The organism is Clavibacter michiganensis, from assembly GCF_021216655.1.
Classification (GTDB): Bacteria; Actinomycetota; Actinomycetes; order Actinomycetales; family Microbacteriaceae; genus Clavibacter; species Clavibacter michiganensis.
This window is the reverse complement of the sequence record NZ_CP080437.1, coordinates 1,346,469-1,361,593: the sequence shown is the minus strand read 5'-3', so window position 1 is coordinate 1,361,593 and position 15,125 is coordinate 1,346,469. Positions and strand designations below refer to the sequence as shown.

At 75.0% G+C, this 15,125-nt stretch carries 14 protein-coding genes and 1 pseudogene; 8 read left to right on the top strand and 7 right to left on the bottom strand.

Features of this window, described 5'->3' with window-relative positions; genetic code table 11:
* Positions 1–17 precede the first annotated feature (17 nt).
* From K0V08_RS06335 to K0V08_RS06320, 4 genes are all read right to left on the bottom strand, one after another.
* A complete protein-coding gene (locus tag K0V08_RS06335) occupies positions 18–311 on the bottom strand; it encodes a hypothetical protein (protein WP_079534570.1) in 294 nt (97 codons plus the stop codon).
* A complete protein-coding gene (locus tag K0V08_RS06330; protein WP_079534572.1) occupies positions 308–592 on the bottom strand; it encodes a hypothetical protein in 285 nt (94 codons plus the stop codon). The genes K0V08_RS06335 and K0V08_RS06330 overlap by 4 nt, the downstream gene beginning before the upstream one ends.
* 101 nt (positions 593–693) lie before the next feature.
* The gene (locus K0V08_RS06325; protein WP_167435221.1) at positions 694–846 is read right to left on the bottom strand and encodes a hypothetical protein; all 153 of its coding nucleotides are present in this window, start codon (positions 844–846) and stop codon (positions 694–696) included.
* 1 nt (position 847) lies between these two features.
* A complete protein-coding gene (locus tag K0V08_RS06320; protein WP_079534574.1) occupies positions 848–1,159 on the bottom strand; it encodes a hypothetical protein in 312 nt (103 codons plus the stop codon).
* Between the two features lie 210 nt (positions 1,160–1,369).
* On the opposite strand from K0V08_RS06320, the gene K0V08_RS06315 reads away from it, so the two are divergent.
* From K0V08_RS06315 to K0V08_RS06305, 3 genes are read left to right on the top strand one after another with little or no spacing between them, the layout of a single operon-like run.
* Positions 1,370–2,980: a pyridoxal phosphate-dependent decarboxylase family protein gene (locus tag K0V08_RS06315; RefSeq protein WP_079534576.1), complete on the top strand. Its 1,611-nt coding sequence runs from the start codon at positions 1,370–1,372 to the stop codon at positions 2,978–2,980.
* Positions 2,977–4,347, top strand: a complete 1,371-nt coding sequence (locus tag K0V08_RS06310; RefSeq protein WP_079534578.1) for a lysine N(6)-hydroxylase/L-ornithine N(5)-oxygenase family protein — start codon at positions 2,977–2,979, stop codon at positions 4,345–4,347. Before K0V08_RS06315 ends, K0V08_RS06310 begins: the two co-directional genes overlap by 4 nt.
* A complete protein-coding gene (locus K0V08_RS06305; protein ID WP_079534580.1) occupies positions 4,344–6,860 on the top strand; it encodes a GNAT family N-acetyltransferase in 2,517 nt (838 codons plus the stop codon). The genes K0V08_RS06310 and K0V08_RS06305 overlap by 4 nt, the downstream gene beginning before the upstream one ends.
* A gap of 111 nt (positions 6,861–6,971) precedes the next feature.
* On the opposite strand, the gene K0V08_RS06300 is transcribed toward K0V08_RS06305, so the two are convergent.
* Both K0V08_RS06300 and K0V08_RS06295 read right to left on the bottom strand, forming a co-directional pair.
* Positions 6,972–7,430 (bottom strand): Hsp20/alpha crystallin family protein, encoded by a 459-nt coding sequence (locus K0V08_RS06300; RefSeq protein ID WP_012038780.1) that lies wholly within the window; start codon positions 7,428–7,430, stop codon positions 6,972–6,974.
* A 135-nt stretch (positions 7,431–7,565) separates the two neighbouring features.
* Positions 7,566–7,916 (bottom strand): hypothetical protein, encoded by a 351-nt coding sequence (locus K0V08_RS06295; RefSeq protein ID WP_012038779.1) that lies wholly within the window; start codon positions 7,914–7,916, stop codon positions 7,566–7,568.
* 134 nt (positions 7,917–8,050) lie between these two features.
* On the opposite strand from K0V08_RS06295, the gene K0V08_RS06290 reads away from it, so the two are divergent.
* The 4 genes and pseudogenes from K0V08_RS06290 to K0V08_RS06275 all read left to right on the top strand — a co-directional run bounded on the left by K0V08_RS06290 (position 8,051) and on the right by K0V08_RS06275 (position 12,318).
* Entirely contained in the window at positions 8,051–8,743 is a 693-nt protein-coding gene (locus K0V08_RS06290) for an SDR family oxidoreductase (protein WP_012038778.1), read from the top strand.
* 32 nt (positions 8,744–8,775) lie between these two features.
* Positions 8,776–10,164: pseudogene (locus K0V08_RS06285) on the top strand (CoA transferase).
* Positions 10,165–10,202: 38 nt separating this feature from the next.
* Complete coding sequence (locus K0V08_RS06280; RefSeq protein WP_079534700.1) at positions 10,203–11,162, top strand: NmrA family NAD(P)-binding protein; 960 nt, start codon at positions 10,203–10,205, stop codon at positions 11,160–11,162.
* Positions 11,163–11,298: 136 nt separating this feature from the next.
* Positions 11,299–12,318: an NADP-dependent oxidoreductase gene (locus K0V08_RS06275; protein WP_079534586.1), complete on the top strand. Its 1,020-nt coding sequence runs from the start codon at positions 11,299–11,301 to the stop codon at positions 12,316–12,318.
* Here the strand turns inward: K0V08_RS06275 and K0V08_RS06270 are convergent.
* On the bottom strand, positions 12,263–13,450 hold the full coding sequence (locus K0V08_RS06270; protein WP_012038775.1) for a YihY/virulence factor BrkB family protein: 1,188 nt from the start codon (positions 13,448–13,450) through the stop codon (positions 12,263–12,265). The genes K0V08_RS06275 and K0V08_RS06270 overlap by 56 nt on opposite strands.
* A gap of 91 nt (positions 13,451–13,541) precedes the next feature.
* Here K0V08_RS06270 and K0V08_RS06265 point away from each other — a divergent pair, with 91 nt between their 5' ends.
* On the top strand, positions 13,542–15,125 hold the full coding sequence (locus K0V08_RS06265) for a CYTH and CHAD domain-containing protein (RefSeq protein WP_079534588.1): 1,584 nt from the start codon (positions 13,542–13,544) through the stop codon (positions 15,123–15,125).

The following is a 15,125-nucleotide window of genomic DNA, read 5'->3' as shown; positions in this document are numbered from 1 at the left end:
GGAAGCCGGGGGGTGGATCAGCTGGGCGGGGTGTCGTCCAGGTCGATGTCCTGGCCTGCGAGCTCGTTGTCCGCGAGGACGGGCTCGGCCTCGCCGTCGACGCCGAGGACGTCGGCCGTGGGCTCCGCGTCGGCGCCCATGACGGCGTCGTCGTCGGGCTCCTCGACGGGCTCGTCGGTGTCCGGGAGGACGGTCTCGCCGGCGACGGCGTCGTTCACGACGGTCTCGTTCGGGAGGGTCTCGGTGTCGAGCGCGGTGTCGTCGCCGGTGGAGTCGTCAGCGGGGGTGGCGGTGGCGTCGGTCACGGTCACGCACCGGCCTCGGGCTTGGGGTGGCCGGGGATCGAGTCGCCGCTGAGGTTGAGCTCGTCGGGATCCACGTCGATCTCGCCGACGTCATCCGGGCCGCCCGATCCGGGGAGCACATGCACGTCGTCCGCGGCGGCGGGCACGTCGTCGGAGACGCCCTCGCTCTCCGTGATCTGCTGCTCCTGCTTGACGCGCGTGTCGTCCTCGCTCTGCGAGATGACGTCCTTGTCCTGGTTGGTGTCTGAGGTGTCCGCGGGCTGGAGGCGCGGGTCGTCGTTGTCCATGCGCTCGACGCTACGCTCGGCCCCGAGAGCTGTGTGGTGGCGCTCAGGCAACGCTCATGTGTCGTGTCCGGGACGCGTCGTCGCCGCACGCCGGGGGCGGATCACTGGTCGTCGGGACCCTCGCCGAAAGGGTCCGGCGCATCCTCGCGGGCGTCCTCCTCCGCGGCCTCCGCGCGCTCGGCGACCGAGTCGGCGTCGATGGGCGCGAGTTCGGCCAGCGGGTCGCGCGGGGCGTCGGCGGCGTGATCCGTCACGTCAGTGGCCCTCGGGGTCGACGTGTCCGGCGGCGTCGTCGGCGGGCGCGCTCATGTGCGAGTCGGCCGCGGTGACGGAGCGGTTGTCGGGGACCGCGGGGTAGTCGGCGCTCGCCGGATCCGCGTCCTCGACCTCGAGGGTGTCCTTCTCCGCGTGCCCATACCCGGTGCCGTCCGGCTCGCGGACCGCGTCGCCGACGCCGGCGGGGGAGTCGTCGCCGCCGACCACGTCGTCCACCGTCACCAGCCCGTCGGGATCGCCGGGGCCGCGCCCGGTGCGGATGCCGTCGGTGGGTTCGTCTGCGTCGCTCATGCCCCCACCCTACGAGCGGGGCGGGGGCGCGGACTCGTCGCCCGCGCCCCCGAATCGGGGTCGCGCCATCGCCTCGCGGAGGGTCCCCGCGAGTCGTCGTCGGCCGGGTTGCGTTCCCGTCCGAGCGCCTTCATATTAGGTGAGCCTTGCCTAACCAGGCAGGGTGCTCGTGACCCGGACACGGCTCCCCATCGAACCGACGAAGGACCCATGACCCTCTCCCCGCACGCCTCCCGTCCCTCCGATCCGACGCTCGACGACCCCCGCGCCGACCCGATCGCGACCGATGCTGATCCCGCCGCCGAGCTCTTCTCCGACCGCTCCCTCCCCGGCTGGGACGCCGCCCTCCGCGCCGCCGCCGACCACGTCCGCGGGGCCGCCCGCCGCGCCGACGGCCCGTTCACCGGCGTCACGCCCGAGCGCCTCCGCGGGTCCTTCGCGGGCCTCGACCTCGACCGCCCGCTCGGCGGCCTCGACGACGCCCTCGACGAGCTCGACGACCTGTACCTCCGTGACGCGGTGTGGTTCCACGACCCGTCGTACGTCGCGCACCTCAACTGCCCGATCCTCATCCCGGCGATCGCGGGGGAGCTCATCCTCTCCAGCGTCAACACGTCGATGGACACGTGGGACCAGAGCGCGGGCGCGACCCTCATCGAGCGCGCGCTCATCGACTGGACCGCGGGCCGCGCCGGCCTCGGCGACGACGCGGACGGCGTCTTCACGAGCGGCGGCAGCCAGTCCAACCTGCAGGCGCTGCTGCTCGCCCGCGACGAGGCGGCGGCCGTGCACGGGCTCACGGCAGTCGACCGGCAGCGGATGCGGATCCTCGTGAGCGACGTCGGCCACTTCAGCGTGGAGAAGAGCGCCCGGATCCTGGGCCTCGCCCCCGACGCGGTCATCCGCGTGCCGAGCGACGACGCCAAGCGGATGCGCGTCGACGCCCTCGAGCAGGAGCTCGCGCGCTGCTACGCGGCCGGGCTCGTCCCCGTCGCCGTGGTCGCGACCGCCGGCACCACCGACTTCGGCAGCGTCGACCCGCTGCCCGCGATCGGCAACGTCTGCCGACGCGAGGGGATCTGGCTGCACGTCGACGCCGCGTATGGCGGCGGGCTCCTGACGTCGCTCCGGCACCGGCACCTGCTCGACGGCATCGAGCGTGCCGACTCCGTGACGGTCGACTACCACAAGACCTTCTTCCAGCCCGTGAGCTCCAGCGCGCTCCTCGTGCGCGACGGCCGCACGCTCCGGCACGCGACGCTGCACGCCGACTACCTGAACCCGGCGGATCGCGCGCACGAGGAGATCCCGAACCAGGTCGACAAGTCGCTGCAGACCACGCGGCGCTTCGACGCGCTCAAGCTCTGGCTCACGCTGCGGACGGTGGGCGCCGACGGCGTGGGGCGGATGCTCGACGACGTCATCGCGCTCGCCGACCGCACGTGGTCCGCGCTCCGGCGGGATCCGGCGCTCGAGGTGGTGGTGCGGCCCGAGATCAGCGCGCTCGTGTTCCGGTACGTGCCTGCGGGGGAGCGGGACGGATCCGCGGGGCCCGACGCGGGGACGCGCTCGGACGCCGTCAACCGCGGCATCCGGCAAGCGATCCAGGACTCCGGTCGGGCGATGGTCGCCGCGACGCGAGTGGGCGGCCGCGCGCACCTGAAGCTCACGCTGCTGAACCCGGCGACGACGGACGCGCACATCGCGGAGATCCTGGGGATGGTGGTGGCGGCGGGGGATGCGCTCGACGCCGGGCTGGGCGACGCGGCACCCGGCGCGCCCGCCGCGGCCGTCGTCGCCGTCGCGGAGGCCGGCCGATGAGCGCCGCCGCCGACCGCGTCCACGACGTCGTCGCGATCGGCCTCGGCCCCGCGAACCTCGGACTCGCCTGCCTCGCGGACCCGCTCGACCTCGACCTCATCGTGCTCGAGAGGAAGCCGCGCTTCGACTGGCACCCCGGCATGATGCTGCCGACCGCGCACCTGCAGACGCCGTTCCTCGCCGACCTCGTGACGCTCGCGGATCCGACCTCGCGCTTCTCGTTCCTCGCCTACCTCAAGGACACCGGGCGGCTGTACTCCTTCTACATCCGCGAGGACTTCTTCGTGCTGCGCAGCGAGTACGTCGCGTACTGCCGCTGGGCGGCCGAGCGCGCGCGGGGGATCGAGCTCGACCGCGACGTGCGGTCGGTCGCGTTCGACGAGGCCGAGGGTGCGTACGTCGTCGAGTCGGTCGACGCCGCGGGCGCCGCGCACGTGCACCGCGGCCGGAGCCTCGTGGTCGGCGTGGGCACCCCGCCCTGGCTGCCCGAGGCCGTGCGCGACCTGCCGGGCGTCGTGCACAGCTCCGGCTACCTCGGCGCCAAGGCCGCGCTGCAGGAGCGGGACGCCATCACGGTGGTCGGCAGCGGGCAGAGCGCCGCCGAGATCTACCGCGACCTCCTCGAGGACGTGGACTCCCGCGGGTACCGGCTCGACTGGATCACGCGCTCGCCGCGGTTCTTCCCGCTCGAATACACGCGCCTGACGCTCGAGATGACGAGCCCCGAGTACAGCGACCACTTCTTCGGCCTGCCCGCCGACGCGCGCGACGTGCTGCTGCGCGAGCAGCGGAACCTCTACAAGGGCATCGACTCGGAGCTCATCGACGAGATCTTCCAGACGCTCTACCGGAAGCGGCTCGCGTTCGACGCGCTGCGGGCGGAGGGGCGGCTCGCGGCGGGCGGCGACGCGGGATCCGGCGTGCCGACCCGGCTGCTGACCAACGCGGAGGTCGTGTCGTCGCGCGCGACGCCCGACGGCGGCGCGGTCCTCGGGCTGCGGCACGCCGAGACGGGCGCCGAGCGCGACTGGCCCACGGGCGCGGTGATCATGGCGAGCGGATACGACGCACGGGCCCCGCGGATCCTCGACGGCCTCGGCGACCGCGTGCACCGCGACGCGCGGGGCCGCCTCGACGTGGCGCGCGAGCACACGGTCGACGGCGCCGGCACGCTCTTCGTGCAGAACGCGGAGGTGCACACGCACGGCTTCGTCGCGCCCGACCTCGGCATGACCGCGCACCGCAACTCGCGGATCCTGCGCGCCATCACGGGCCGCGAGGACTACGCGGTGGAGGAGCGGATCGCGTTCCAGGAGTTCGGCCTGCCGGACGACTTGCCCTCGGCGGGATCGGGGGTGCTCGCGTGAGCGCGCCCGTCACCGCGCCCGCGCCCGCCGTGGCCCGCTCCGCGGCCGAGCGCGGCTACCCGCTCGCGATGCGCCCGCTCGACCCGGACGCCGACGCCGCGCTCGTGCACGCGTGGGTCACGGCGCCGCGCGCCCGCTTCTGGCAGATGGAGCACGCGACCCTCGACGACGTGAGCGCGGAGTACGCGGCGATCGCGGCGGATCCCGGGCGCGAGGCCTGGATCGGCCTGCACGCCGGCGCCCCCGCGTTCCTCGTCGAGGCGTACGACCCGGCCGACGACCCCATCGGCGCGCACCTGGATCCGCGCCCCGGCGACCGCGGCATGCACCTGCTCGTCGCCCCGCCGGCGGGCGACCCGCTGCCCGGGTTCACGACCGCGGTCATGCGGCACGTCGTCGCGCACCTCCTCCGGGACCCGGCCGTGGAGCGCCTCGTCGTCGAGCCGGACGTCCGCAACACGCGGATCCAGCGGCTCAACGAGCTCGTCGGCTTCCGGCCGCTCCGGGTCGTCGACCTCGGCGCGAAGCACGCGCTCCTCAGCGTCGTCACGCGCGACGACGCCCTCCTGTATGCCACCCCCACGGACGGACACGCCATGACCCTCACCCACGACCGCACGCGCGAGACCCACCCCGAGGCCCGGCCGGCTGCCGCGTCGAGGACCGCCGAGCCGGATCCCCGCGTCCACCCTGCCGCGCACCTCCGCCCCGACGTGTGGGCCGCCGCCACCCGCCACCTCGTGCGCAAGGCGCTCGCCGAGTTCGCGCACGAGCTGCTCATCGCGCCCGAGCGCGTGGATCCCGAGCTCCCCGCCGGCGCGCCCCGCCGCCCGCACGACCCGCGCGACTGGGCCGACTACCGCGTCGCGAGCGCCGACGGCCGGAGCGCGTACGCGTACCGGGCCCGGGTCCTCGAGCTCGACCACTGGGACGTCGACGAGGCGAGCATCCGCCGGACGGTCGACGGCCAGCCCGTCGAGCTCGACGCGACCGACCTCGTGCTCGATCTCCGCGACCGCCTCGGCATCACCGACGAGGTGCTGCCCGTCTACCTGGACGAGATCCAGAGCACGCTGTCGGCCGCCTCCTTCTCGCGCCTCCGCGACGTGCCCGACGCGCGAGGCCTGCTCACGGCGTCCTACGCGGAGGTGGAGTCGACGATGGACGAGGGCCACCCCTGCTTCGTCGCGACCAACGGGCGCATCGGCTTCGACCTCGACGACCACGACCGGTACGCCCCCGAGGCCGGTGCCGACGTGCGGATCCTCTGGCTCGCCGTGCATGAGCGCCTCGCGCGCTTCACGGCGATCGAGGGCCTCGACCGCGAGGCGTTCCTCGACGCGGAGCTCGGCGCGTCCGCCCGCGCCCGCTTCCGCGCGCGCATGGAGTCGCTCGGCATCGACCCCGCGGAGCGCGTTCTGGTGCCGGTGCACCCGTGGCAGTGGGAGAACGTCGTCACGGTGACCTTCGCGGGCCTCGTCGCCCGGCGCGACATCCTGCTGCTCGGCACGGGTGACGACGAGTACGGCGCGCAGCAGTCCATCCGCACCTGGGCCAACCGCACCACCCCGGAGCGCTGCTACGTGAAGACGTCGCTGTCGATCCTCAACATGGGCTTCACACGCGGCCTCTCGCCGGCGTACATGGCGGTCACCCCGGCGATCAACGACTGGGTGCACGCGCTCGTCACGGGCGACGCGGAGTTCGATCGGCTCGGCTTCGGGGTCCTCCGCGAGGTCGCCGCGGTCGGCGTGCGCGACGAGCGTGTCGAGTCCGCGCTGCCGCCCGGCCACTCCCACGGCAAGATGCTGTCGGCGCTCTGGCGGGAGTCGCCCGTGCCCGGCCTCGCGGAGGGTGAGCGGCTGATGAGCATGACGAGCCTGCTGCACGTCGACGCGCACGGCGACACGGTGCTCGGCGCGCTGATCGACGCGTCCGGGATCGGCGCGGCCGCGTGGCTCCGCCGCTGGCTCGACGCGTGCCTCGTGCCGCTCGCGCACGCGCTGATCGCGCACGACCTCGCGTTCATGCCTCATGGCGAGAACGTGATCCTCGTGCTGCGCGACCACGTCGTCGTCCGCGTGCTGATGAAGGACATCGCCGAGGAGGTCGCCCTGTTCGACATGGAGCGCGAGCTGCCGGAGGACGTGCGCCGGATCCGGATGGAGATCCCCGAGGAGGAGCGCACCCTCACGGTCTTCACCGACGTGATGGACGGGTTCCTCCGCTTCGCCGCGGCGCTCCTCGAGGACCGCGACGACCTCGGCCCCGAGGGCCTGTGGCGCGTGGCCGCGGAGGCGCTCGCCGACCACGAGCGCGCGCACCCCGAGCTCGCCGAGCGCTTCGCCCGCTTCGACCTCTTCGCGCCGTCGTTCGACCGCTCGTGCCTCAACCGGCTGCAGCTGCGCGACAACCGGCGCATGGTCGACCTGCAGGCGCCGGTGATGCAGATCCACGGGTCGCTGCGGAACCCGCTCGCGATCCACGCGGGGCTGCGGCCGCGCATCGGCTGAGGTCGACGGCACCGACCCGCGTCCCGGGCCGGACACGCGAGGAGCCGCCGCCCGCTTCGTGCGGACGACGGCTCCTCGTCGTGCGCGGCGCCGGAGCGCCGCCCGGCCGGATCAGCTCGCGGCGTGCGCGCCCTGCTCGACCGTCAGCGTGCGGCCCTCCTGGCCCTGCGGCTCGTCGGACGTGACCGCGATCTTGCGCGGCTTCGCCCGCTCGCTCACCGGGATGGTGACGCTCAGCACGCCGTTGGCGTAGTGCGCCGAGATGCGCTCGGTGTCGATGCCCTGGCCGAGCGTCAGCTGGCGGAGGAACGTGCCGGCGACGCGCTCGCGCGTGAGCCAGCGGACGTTCTGGTCGCCGGCGAGCGTGCGCTCGGCGCGGATGGTGAGCAGCTGGCCGTCCACGTCGATGTCGACCGAGCCCGGGTCGATGCCCGGGAGGTCGGCGGCCAGCACGTAGGTGTCGCCCTCGCGGTGCAGGTCGATGGGCATCGGACGGTTCGCCTGCCGGGTCTCGGCCAGCGCGCCCATGGCGCGGTCCAGCTCGCGGAACGGATCGAAGGTCATGTTCATGGTCGACTCCTCTGATGATCTGCGGTGATGATCTCCGGGGTTGAGCCCCCTCGGCTCAACCACGGCGAGATTAGCACTCGACGCAGGGGAGTGCCAAGCCGTTCGCCGAAGGCGAATACCGCTCTCACCACCTCTTCAGGAGCGTCGACGGAGGTCGCGCTCCATGCGCCCGATGAGCGTCCAGACCGCGCGCGAGAGGTCCGGGTGCTCCAGCGCGATGCCCCTCAGCAGCCGGTACTCGAAGCGCGCGACGACGCCGGGCGCTGTCGACGGATCGCGGACGCGCCGCAGCTCCTCGGCCATCCCGTCGGCCTCGAGGGCGTCCTGCCGGAGGGTCGCCACCACGTGCTCGTCGACGGTGGGCAGCTGCGGGATCACCTCCCACGGGTCGTCGCCGTTCCGGCAGCGGTGCTCGATCACGGCGTCCAGCTCGTCGCGGGCCTCCTGGCGCAGCACCTCGAGGCTGGCGGGGAAGCGGGCGTGCACGGGCGGATCCTCTCGGGCGGCGGGCCGGCGCGCCTCGCGGCCGCCGTCCCTTCACGCTACGTCATGCCCGGAGCGCGCCGGGCGGGTGGCCGGATGCCGTCGGTAGCCTGGAGGACCGCGACCCAGGAGGATCCATGACCGACACCACCCGCCCCGTCGCCCTCGTCACGGGAGCCACCCGCGGGATCGGCCGCGCCGTCGCGGAGGACCTCGGCCGCACCCACCGCGTGATCGTGCACGGCCGGGACCGCGACGCCGTCGACGCGCTCGCCGCGTCCCTTCCGGACGCCGTCGGCTGGGCCGCCGACCTCGCCGCGGGCGGCCTCGCCGACCTCGTCCCCGAGCTCGACCGCCTGGACGTGCTCGTGCACTCCGCCGGCGTGATCGGCGGCGACGCGGTGGCGGGGACGCCCGTCGACGAGTGGCGGCGGGTCTTCGAGGTCAACGTCTTCGCGGTCGCCGAGGTGACGCGGGTCCTCCTGCCCGCGCTCCGGGCGGCGAAGGGGCAGGTCGTCCTCGTCAACTCCGGATCCGGCTTCACGGCGAACCCCACCGGTGGCGTCTACGCGGGATCCAAGTTCGCCCTCCGCGCGCTCGGCGACGCCCTCCGCGAGGAGGAGCGCCCGCACGGCGTGCGCGTCTCGAGCGTCCACCCGGGCCGCGTCGCCACCGACATGCAGCGCGAGCTCCGCGCCAAGGAGGGCGGCGAGTACGACGAGGCGCGCTACCTCGAGCCCGCGTCCGTCGCGCGCGCCGTGCGCCTGGTCGTCGACCAGACCCGCGACGGCACGCTCGAGTCGGTGTCGCTGCGGCCGTTCGGGGGCTGATCCGCGCCCGCCCGCCGGCGTAGCGTGCGGGCATGACGAGCCCGGGACACGACGACGCCTCCGGGCTCGCGGCCGCGGCCGCCCTCCTCGGTGCGACCGCCCGGACGCGCGTCGGGGGCCGCGGCGCCCTCCGCTCCGCGCTGCCCGTCACGGACCTCGCCGTGAACGCGCTCGGCCTGCTCGGCGGCGCGGTGGCCGCGCTCGTCGAGGCCACCGACCTGGCCGGTCCCCGCGAGGTCGTCGTCCACCGCGGGCGCGCCGAGGCGTGGTGCGGGCAGCACGTGGAACCGACGGGGTGGGCGCTGCCCTCGCCGTGGGATCCGCTCTCCGGCCCGTTGCCGACCCGTGACGGCTCGTGGATCCGCACCCACGCCAACGCGCCCCGGCACCGTGCCGCGCTGCTGTCCGTGACGGGCTGCGCGCCCGACGCCGACGTCGCGGCGCTGACCCGGGCGATCGCCGGGTGGGATGCGCTGGCCCTCGAGGACGCGGTCGTCGCGGCGGGCGGGGTGGCCGCTGCCCTGCGGAGCGCGGGGGAGTGGGCCGCGACGGACGCCGGCCGGGCTGTCGCCGCCGAGCCGCTCATCGCGCGCCAGGACGGCGGCGCGGTCGTCGGGTCCTCCGGCTGGCGGCCGAGCGCGGAGGCGCCGCTCGCGGGGATCCGCGTGCTCGACCTCACGCGCGTCATCGCGGGCCCCGCCTGCACGCAGGCGCTCGCGGCGCTCGGCGCGGACGTGCTGCGCGTGGATCCGCCTGCCTGGGACGAGCCCGCCGTGCTGCCGCTCGTGATGGCCGGCAAGCGGACCGCGCGCCTCGACGCCCGCACCCCGGATGGTCGCGCGCGCCTCACGGAGCTCATGGCGGACGCCGACGTGCTCGTGCACGGCTACCGTCCCGGCGCCCTCGACGCGCTCGGGTTCCCGCGTGAGGAGAGGGAGCGGATCCGCCCGGGCCTCAAGGACGTGGCCGTCGACGCGTACGGCTGGTCGGGTCCCTGGGCGTGACTCCGCGGCTTCGACTCGATCGTGCAGAGCGCGTCCGGGATCGCGCACGCGGGCATGGTCGCGGCGGGCTCCGCCCGGCCCGTCCCGCTGCCCGTGCAGGCGCTCGACTGGAGCACGGGGTACCTCGCGGCGGCGTCCGCCGTCGCCGGGCTGGCGCGGCGGGCAGGCACCGGGCGCGGATCCTCGTGGCGGCTCTCGCTCGCCCGCACGGCGCACACGCTGCTGGCGCTGCCGCGCTCGGCGGGGCAGGGCGACGTGGACGGGATCGGGGACGCGGAGGACAAGCCCCCGCGGCTCGTGACCACCCCGCTCGGCGACGCGCGCATGACGGCGTCGCCCCTGCGTGTCGGCCCCGCGTCGCTCTCCCCGACCCGGATCGCGGCCATGCTCGGGGGAGACGCACCGACGTGGGTCTGATCCCCGGCGCCTCGGGCCCCGCGGTGCCGTCGTCCGGAATGGAGACCCCCTTGCCCGCATCATCCGCATCCGCATCCGCATCCGGCCCCGTCGTCGTCGCCGGCGCCACAGGCGACCTCGGCCGCCGCATCGTCCGCGAGCTGCTCGCGGCCGGTGCGCGCGTCCGCGTCCTCACCCGGCCCGGCAGCACCGCGGCGGCCGAGGCGTGGCGCGACGACCCGCGCGTGGAGATCGTCGAGGCCGCGTACACCGACCGGGCCGCGCTGATCCGCGCGGTCGCCGGCGCGCGCGTCGTCGTCTCCGCCGTGAGCGGTGCCCGCGCCGTGATCGTGGGGGCGCAGCGCGCGCTCCTGACGGCGGCGGTCGCGGCCGGCGTGCCGCGCTTCATCCCCTCGGACTACTCCTCCGACTACCGCCGGGTCACGCCCGGCAGCAACCGCAACTTCGAGCTGCGCCGCGAGTTCGCGGCCGACCTCGACGCGGCGCCCATCCGGGCCACGTCGGTGCTCAACGGCGCCTTCGCCGACATGCTCACCGGGCAGGCGCCCATCGTCCTGTTCGACCGGCGCCGCGTCCTCTACTGGTCGTCGGCCGACCAGGTGCTCGACTTCACGACCAAGGACGACACGGCCCGCGTGACGGCGATCGTCGCGCTCGACGACGACGCGCCGCGCGCGGTCGAGGTGGCGGGGGACCGGGTCACCGCGCGCGACCTCGCGCGCACCATGACGGAGATCACGGGCACGCCGTTCGCGCTGCAGTGGGCGGGCAGCACGGGGGTCCTCTCCACGGCGGCCAGGGCGATGCGCCGGGTCGGGCGCGACGAGCAGGAGACGTTCCCCGCCTGGCAGGGGATGCAGTACCTCGTGAGCATGTACAGCGGCGAGGCGGAGCTGCGGCACGTGGACCGCGAGCGGTTCGGCGCGCACACCTGGACGAGCGTGCGGGACGTGCTCGCCGCGCACGTCGCCGAGCGCGGGAGCGCGTCCGCCGCGTAGCCCGCCGGGCGGCTCCCCGTCACGAGGCCACGGCTCGCTGGGTGCCGCATCCAGCGGGCGGTGGAAGGGTGGGGCCGCGCCACGAGCGCCGCGGGCCGGCCGTCCGACCGCCCGCACCCGAGAACGAAGGAGACCCATGTCTGCACGCAGCATCCAGTGGCAGCTGGCGAAGCGCCCCACCGGCGAGCCCACCCCCGACGACGTCCGCCGCGTCGAGGTCGACCTGCCCGACCTGTCCGACGGGGAGGTCCGCGTCGAGAACGAGTTCATCTCCGTCGACCCCTACATGCGCGGCCGCATGAACGACGTGCCGTCCTACGTGCCGCCGTTCCAGCTCGACGAGGCCATGACCGGATCCGCCGTCGGCCGCGTCGTCGAGTCCCGCTCCGACGACCTCGAGGTCGGCACGCTCGTCAGCCACTCGCTCGGCTGGCGCGACGTCGCGCAGGGACCGGCCGCCGGCTTCCGCCCCGTCCCCGAGGTCCCCGGCGTGGCGTCGTCCGCCCACCTCGGCGTGCTCGGCCTCACGGGCCTCACCGCCTACGTCGGCCTCACCCGCATCGCCTCCATCCAGGAGGGCGACGTCGTCTTCGTGTCCGGCGCGGCCGGCGCGGTCGGCTCCATGGTCGGCCAGATCGCCCGCCTGCTCGGCGCCTCGCGCGTCGTCGGCAGCGCCGGATCCGCGGAGAAGGTCGAGCGCCTCACGTCGCACCTCGGCTTCGACGCCGCGTTCGACTACCACGGCGGAGACCTCGAGGGGAAGCTCGCGGAGGCCGCGCCCGACGGCATCGACCTCTACTTCGACAACGTCGGCGGCGACCACCTCTCGGCCGCGCTCGGCGCGCTCAAGGACTTCGGTCGCGTCGCCAACTGCGGGTCGATCTCGACCTACAACTCCACGGGCGAGGAGATCGCGATCCGCAACACGGGCCGCATCGTCACGCGCGGGCTCATGCTCCGCGGCTTCACGCTCGGCAACCACCAGGACCTCGCGCCCGAGTTCGCGTCGAAGATGGGCCCGTGGCTCGCCGAGGGCCGCATCACGGCCGACGAGACCGTCATCGACGGAATCGACCGCGCGTTCGAGGCCTTCACCGGCCTCATGCGCGGCGAGAACGTCGGGAAGATGGTCGTGCGGACCAGCGCTTCCGCCTGACCCGCACCTCCCTCGTGTCGTCCTCGGGGAGCGTCGCCGGCGCATCCGCCCGGCGCTCCCCGGAGGCCGACGTGCGAGGTCCCGAGCGTGCCTCGCGCAGGCGCCGCCCCTCGTCCTCGAGGAGGGCGCGGCGCCGGGCGAGCCGGTCGGCGCGCGTCGTGTCGCGCACGGGCAGGCGCAGCGCGTGCTCCGCCGGGATCCCCGCCTGCAGCTGCCGGGCGCGGATGATCTCCACGTCGAGCTCGCCGCCCAGCACGAGCGACAGGTTCCCGATGTAGAGCCACAGCAGCAGCACGATCACCGCGCCGAGCACGCCGTAGGTCGACTCGTAGGTCGCGATGGTCGTCACGTACCAGACGAAGCCGGCGGTGCCGAGGCCCCAGGCGACGATCGCCACGAGGCTGCCCCAGGTGAGCAGGTCCACCCGGCGACGGCGGAGGTTCGGGGTCGCCGCGTAGAGCACGCCGATGATCCCCGTCAGCAGCGCCGCGAGCAGCGGCCACTTGACGATCGCCCACACCACGAGCGTCGTGTCGCCGAGGCCGAGCTGCTGCCCGAGCGCACGGGCGCCGTCGTCGGTGAGCAGCAGCATGCCGACCATCACGACGCTGACGACGAGCAGCGCGACCGTGACACCGAGCATCAGCGCCCGGTACTTCACGAGCGGCCGGCCCTCCTCGGTCTCCTGCACGCGGTTCATCGCGCGGCCGAACGCGGTGACGTAGGCGGCCGAGGTCCAGAGCGCGCCGAGGAAGCTCACCGTGAACGCGATGCCCGAGCGCGGCCCGTCGGCGAGCTGCTCGACGGGGTCGCGGATCACGTCGACGGCCGAGTCGCCGAGCACCGCCGTGAGGACGCCGAGCACGCCCTCGACGCCGGCACGCGTGTCGCCGACGACGCCGATGAGGCTGAGCACCGCGACCGCCGCGGGGACGAGCGAGAGCGTGGAGTAGAAGGTGAGGCTCGCGGCCATGTCGATGCCGCGGTGCTTCATGAAGCCGTAGACCGCGCGGCGGCACGCGTACCAGCCGAGCTCGCGGCCGATGCGTTGGCGTCGGTGCAGCGCCTGCTCGTCGAGCTCCGCCTGGGGCGCGGCGTCGTCGGGCGCGACGCGGCGCGGGCGGATGGGCATGCCAGCCAGTCTGACCCACGCCCGGAGCGCCGGCGCTCGCCGCGACCGTGGGCGGCTGGCCGCGCCAGGCCGGGTGCGCTACACAGGGGGGATGGTTCACACATCCTCCGTCGAGATCGAGCGCAAGTACGACGTCCCGGACGGGGTGCCCGTCCCGGCCTTCGTCGGCGTCGAGGGGATCGCGGAGGCGCGAGCCGCGGAGCCCGTGACGCTCGTCGCGGTCTACCTCGACACCGCGGACCACGTGCTCGCCGACCGCCGCATGATCCTCCGCCGCCGCGAGGGCGGGCACGACGGGGGCTGGCACGTGAAGCTCCCGGCCGACGGCGGCGAGGGCCGCACCGAGCTCGGCTGGCCGCTCCAGGACGGCGACGACGGCGACGGCGCGATCCCGCCGGCCGTGCTCGACCAGGTGGCCGTGCACGTGCGCGGCCGCGAGCTCACGCCGCTCGCGCGCCTCGAGACCGTGCGCACGACCGTCACGCTGCTCGACGACGGCGGGCGCGCGGTCGCCGAGTTCGCCGACGACCGCGTCACCGGATCCGACGTCCGCGGCGGCACCGTGCGCGCCTGGCACGAGTGGGAGGTCGAGCTGCTCCCGGACGCGCCCGCGAAGCGGAAGCAGCGCACCGCGCTCCTCGACCGGATCGAGCGGCACGTGGTCGACGCGGGCGCCCGCCCGTCGGACAGCGCCTCGAAGCTCGCCCGCGCGCTCGGCGCCGACGCGCTCGGCCGCGAGGCGCCCGCGGGACCCGCCCTGCCGGATCCCGCGACCCTCACCAAGGAGAGCCCCGCGTCCGAGGTGGCCCGCGCGATCCTCGCCCGCGGCGTCCGCGACCTCGTGGCCGCCGACCCGCACGTGCGCGCCGACGAGCACGAGGCCGTGCACCGCATGCGCGTCGCCGTCCGTCGCCTCCGCAGCGCGCTCCGCACCCACCAGGACGTGATCGACCCGGCGGCCACTGCGCCCGTCCGCGCCGAGCTCACCGCGCTCGGGACCGTCCTCGGCGGCGCGCGCGACATGGAGGTGCTCCGCGACCGCGTCGTCTGGTCGGTGGTGGAGCACGACACGGAGACCGTGCCCGACCACGTCGGCGACGGCCTGCACGACGTCCTCGACGAGCGGTACCGCCGCGCCCGCGAGCGCGTGGTCCGCGCGCTCTCGTCCGCGCGCTACCTCGCGCTGCTCGACGACCTCGACCGGCTGGTCGCGGATCCGCCCCTCGCGCACGACGCGAGCGCCCCGGCGGGACCGGCCCTGCACGCGGCCCTCCGTCGTGACGCCGAGCGGGTCGGCCGCCGGGCGGCGGTCGCGCAGGAGGCGGTCGGCGAGGCCGCGCGCACCGAGGCGCTGCACGAGGTCCGCAAGGCCGCCAAGCGCCTCCGGTACGCGGCGGAGGAGGTCAGCGGCCGCACGGTCCAGGTCCTCGGCCGGAAGACGATGCGGCTCGCGACCGTCGCCGAGGAGGTGCACGACGAGCTCGGCGAGCACCGCGACGGCATCGCGATGCAGCGGGTCCTCCGCGACGAGGCGAAGCGGCTCGCGGCCCGCGGCGAGGACGCCTTCGCGCTCGGCGTGCTGCACGAGGCCGAGCGGCTGCGCACCGAGTCCGCGCTCTGGCGGGCCGAGCGCGCGCTGGAGCGCCTGCTCGCGACCGCCGTCCCGGGAGCGTGA

What these genes read in the sequence shown, in the direction of transcription:
- K0V08_RS06330 (WP_079534572.1), bottom strand. Translation starts at nt 592, where the DNA reads ATGGACAACGACGACCCGCGCCTCCAGCCCGCGGACACCTCAGACACC.
- K0V08_RS06320 (WP_079534574.1), bottom strand. Translation starts at nt 1,159, where the DNA reads ATGAGCGACGCAGACGAACCCACCGACGGCATCCGCACCGGGCGCGGC.
- K0V08_RS06315 (WP_079534576.1), top strand. Translation starts at nt 1,370, where the DNA reads ATGACCCTCTCCCCGCACGCCTCCCGTCCCTCCGATCCGACGCTCGAC.
- K0V08_RS06310 (WP_079534578.1), top strand. Translation starts at nt 2,977, where the DNA reads ATGAGCGCCGCCGCCGACCGCGTCCACGACGTCGTCGCGATCGGCCTC.
- K0V08_RS06300 (WP_012038780.1), bottom strand. Translation starts at nt 7,430, where the DNA reads ATGAACATGACCTTCGATCCGTTCCGCGAGCTGGACCGCGCCATGGGC.
- K0V08_RS06290 (WP_012038778.1), top strand. Translation starts at nt 8,051, where the DNA reads ATGACCGACACCACCCGCCCCGTCGCCCTCGTCACGGGAGCCACCCGC.
- K0V08_RS06280 (WP_079534700.1), top strand. Translation starts at nt 10,203, where the DNA reads ATGGAGACCCCCTTGCCCGCATCATCCGCATCCGCATCCGCATCCGGC.
- K0V08_RS06275 (WP_079534586.1), top strand. Translation starts at nt 11,299, where the DNA reads ATGTCTGCACGCAGCATCCAGTGGCAGCTGGCGAAGCGCCCCACCGGC.
- K0V08_RS06270 (WP_012038775.1), bottom strand. Translation starts at nt 13,450, where the DNA reads ATGCCCATCCGCCCGCGCCGCGTCGCGCCCGACGACGCCGCGCCCCAG.
- K0V08_RS06265 (WP_079534588.1), top strand. Translation starts at nt 13,542, where the DNA reads ATGGTTCACACATCCTCCGTCGAGATCGAGCGCAAGTACGACGTCCCG.